Source organism: Niastella sp. (assembly GCF_045805085.1).
Taxonomy (GTDB): domain Bacteria; phylum Bacteroidota; class Bacteroidia; order Chitinophagales; family Chitinophagaceae; genus Niastella.
Window position 1 is genome coordinate 1 of the sequence record NZ_JBJMLX010000097.1, and the last position, 3,441, is coordinate 3,441.

General features: G+C 49.5%; 1 protein-coding gene. It reads right to left on the reverse strand.

Annotated elements, in window-relative coordinates; genetic code table 11:
• On the reverse strand, nucleotides 1–3,441 hold a 3,441-nt coding region (locus ACJ751_RS04790; protein ID WP_407744235.1), incomplete at both ends, for a hypothetical protein.

Genomic DNA, 3,441 nt, shown 5'->3' on the forward strand with positions numbered 1-3,441 from the left:
CCAAGCAGGTGACCAGGTTCCGGTGATACCATTGGTAGATGTCGTTGGAAGCGGCACCAGCGTTCCTCCGGCGCAGATCGGTGCAACGGCTGTAAACGTCGGTGTAGTGCTTGTATTAACTGTGATTGTTAATGTGGCAGTTGTCGCGCACTGACCCGCATCAGGCGTAAAAGTATAAGTTGTGGTGGCCGTGTTATCCAAAGCAGGCGACCAGGTTCCTGTGATGCCATTGGTGGAAGTCGTTGGCAGCGCCGATAAAGTAGCTCCCGAACAGATTGGCGCAATGGCTGCAAAGGTTGGCGTTACAGCTGTATTCACTGTAATTGTTAATGTCGTAGTTGTCGCACACTGGCCTGGATCAGGTGTAAAGGTATAAGTTGTCGTGGTCGTATTATCCAAAGCAGGAGCCCAAGTCCCCGTAATGCCATTGTTGGAAGTTGTTGGCAATGGCGATAAAGTAGCTCCCGAACAGATAGGTGCAACGGCTGTAAATGCTGGCGTTACAGCTGTATTTACTGTGATAGTTAATGTCGTAGTTGTCGCACACTGACCCGCATCAGGTGTAAAGGTATAAGTAGTGGTAGCTGTATTATCCAAAGCAGGCGACCAGGTTCCGGTAATACCATTATTGGAAGTCGTTGGCAACGGTGATAAAGTCGCACCAGAACATATTGGAGCAACGGCTGTAAACGTCGGTGTAGTGCTGGTGTTAACGGTAATTGTTAATGTGGCAGTTGTCGCGCACTGACCGGCATCAGGCGTAAAGGTATAAGTTGTGGTAGTCGTATTATCCAAAGCCGGTGACCAGCTTCCGGTGATACCATTATTGGATGTAGTTGGCAGCGCAGATAAAGGCGCACCAGAACAGATAGGTGCAACAGCTGTAAACGTCGGTGTAGTGCTTGTGTTAACGGTGATTGTTAACGTTGCAGTTGCAGCACACTGACCCGGATCAGGCGTAAAGGTATAGGTTGTGGTAGTCGTATTATCCAAAGCTGGCGACCAGGTTCCCGTGATGCCATTGGTGGAAGTCGTTGGCAGCGCCGATAAAGTAGCTCCCGAACAGATTGGCGCAATGGCTGCAAAGGTTGGCGTTACAGATGTATTTACTGTGATCGTTAAAGTCGCTGTTGTCGCACACTGACCCGGATCAGGCGTAAAGGTATAAGTTGTCGTAGTAGTATTATTCAAAGCAGGCGACCAGGTTCCCGTGATGCCATTGGTGGACGTCGTCGGCAGTGCTGCCAGCGTTCCACCCGCGCAAATTGGTGCAACGGCCGCAAAGGTCGGCGTTACAGCTGTATTCACGGTAATAGTAAGCGTTGCTGTTGTCGCACATTGACCCGCATCCGGCGTAAAGGTATAAGTGGTAGTGCTCGTATTATTGAGTGCCGGTGACCACGAACCAGTAATACCATTAGTCGATGTCGTTGGCAATGCCGATAAAGTGGCTCCCGAACAGATCGGTGCAATGGCTGCGAAGGTTGGCGTTACAGACGTATTTACTGTGATCGTTAATGTCGTAGTTGTAGCACACTGACCGGCATCAGGCGTAAAGGTATAAGTTGTGGTGGCCGTATTATCCAAAGCAGGTGACCAGGAACCAGTAATGCCATTGGTGGATGTCGTCGGCAGTGCTGCCAGCGTTCCTCCTGCGCAGATCGGCGCTACAGCATTAAAGGCAGGTGTAATGCTTGAGTTAACGGTAATAGTCAGCGTTGTTGTTGTTGCACACTGGCCTGCATCAGGCGTAAAGGTATAAGTTGTCGTAGTCGTATTATCCAAAGCAGGCGACCAGGTTCCCGTGATGCCATTGGTGGAAGTTGTTGGCAAAGCTGCCAGCGTCGCTCCTGCACATATTGGCGCTACCGCATTAAAGGTTGGCGTAATGTTCGGATTAACTGTAATAGTCAGCGATGCGGTTGTCGCACATTGCCCGGCTGTTGGTGTAAACGTATAAGTTGTGGTGGTCGTATTATCCAAAGCAGGCGACCACGAACCGGTAATACCATTAGTCGATGTAGTTGGCAATGCCGACAAAGTTCCTCCCGAACAGATCGGAGCAATCGCCGCAAAGGTTGGCGTTACAGCTGTATTCACTGTAATTGTCAGCGTTGTTGTTGTCGCACACTGACCCGCAACAGGTGTAAAGGTATAAGCTGTAGTAGCTGTGTTATCCAAAGCAGGCGACCACGAACCAGTAATACCATTAGTTGATGTCGTAGGTAACGCTGTCAGGGTTGTACCTGAACATATTGGCGCTACCGCGTTAAATGTTGGAGTAATATTCGGATTAACAGTGATCGTTAATGTGGCAGTCGTTGAACACTGTCCTGCTGTTGGGGTAAAGGTATAAGTAGTGGTAGCTGTATTATCCAAAGCAGGCGACCAGGTCCCCGTAATTCCATTGGTCGAAGTCGTAGGCAACGGCGATAAAGTGGCTCCCGAACAAATCGGCGCAACAGCTGCGAAGGTTGGCGTTACAGCTGTATTGACTGTGATCGTTAAAGTCGCAGTTGTAGCGCACTGACCTGCATCAGGCGTAAAGGTATAAGTTGTTGTAGCCGTATTATCCAAAGCAGGCGACCAGGAACCGGTGATACCATTATTCGATGTTGTTGGCAATGCTGTTAGCGCTGCACCAGCGCAAATCGGCGCCACCGCATTAAACGTCGGCGTAATATTCGGATTAACTGTGATCGTTAATGTCGTTGTTGTTGCACACTGCCCGGCTGTTGGTGTAAAGGTATAAGTCGTAGTAGCGGTATTATCCAAAGCCGGCAACCAGGTCCCGGTGATACCATTAGTCGAAGTCGTAGGCAACGGCGATAAAGTAGCTCCTGAACATATTGGCGCAACGGCTGCGAAGGTTGGCGTTACAGCTGTATTCACTGTAATTGTCAGCGTTGTTGTTGTCGCGCATTGACCTGGATCAGGCGTAAAAATATAGGTTGTTGTGGTGGTATTATCCAAAGCTGGCGACCACGAACCGGTGATTCCATTGTTCGATGTAGTTGGCATCGAAGACAAAGTAGCTCCAGAACAAATTGGCGCCACCGCATTAAAAGTTGGTGTAATGTTCGGATTGACGGTAATAGTCAGCGTAGTCGTCGTTGCACACTGCCCTGCTGTGGGCGTAAAGGTATAAGTAGTGGTGGTCGTATTATCCAAAGCAGGCGACCAGGTTCCTGTAATTCCATTAGTGGAAGTCGTAGGCAACGCCGATAAAGTAGCTCCAGAACAGATCGGCGCCACTGCAGTAAATGTAGGCGTAATGTTCGGATTAACTGTAATAGTCAGCGTTGTCGTTGTTGCGCACTGTCCGGCTGTGGGGGTAAAGGTATAAGTTGTCGTAGTCGTATTATCCAAAGCAGGCGACCAGGTTCCTGTAATTCCATTAGTGGAAGTCGTAGGCAACGCCGATAAAGTAGCTCCAGAACA